At 52.6% G+C, this 411-nt stretch carries 1 protein-coding gene; it reads right to left on the bottom strand.

The features are described from left to right. Positions 1–295, bottom strand: a 295-nt coding sequence (locus tag D7V77_RS45460) for a hypothetical protein (RefSeq protein WP_233597598.1), incomplete at its 3' end; no start/stop codon positions are given. Between the last annotated feature and the right edge of the window lie 116 nt (positions 296–411).

The following is a 411-nucleotide window of genomic DNA, read 5'->3' on the forward strand; positions in this document are numbered from 1 at the left end:
GGAGTGCAGTATCCATATGCGCTGACTTCTTCAAGCCATAGAGAACGCGAAGTGCTTGAAGCTGGGCTGTGGTTATCAACCCAAGCAGTGGACCTGGAGCGCTAATACTGGGGTAGTCTAGGAGGTCGGAAAAGGTCTTCGCGACTGTGTTCTGATCTGGAGCTGGAATCGACTTGCTCTTCTTGGCACCTTGTTGAGCGGCCATAGACTCAAGCCGCCGCTTCAATATTCGGAGCTCCTTCGTTGCTTGCTCAAACAAATTCAACGCGATTAACTTATTCACGAACGAGGACATTCCAGATTCCAACTGCAACTCTGGCAGCGCAACATCACCAGAAGCCCGCAGAGTTCTCAGGCTTGTAAAGGCAGCCCGGGCGCACTCGATTGTTGCCAAACAGCCCGTCGAAACCG

This window comes from Corallococcus sp. CA041A, from assembly GCF_003612075.1.
In the GTDB taxonomy this organism is placed as follows: domain Bacteria; phylum Myxococcota; class Myxococcia; order Myxococcales; family Myxococcaceae; genus Corallococcus; species Corallococcus exiguus.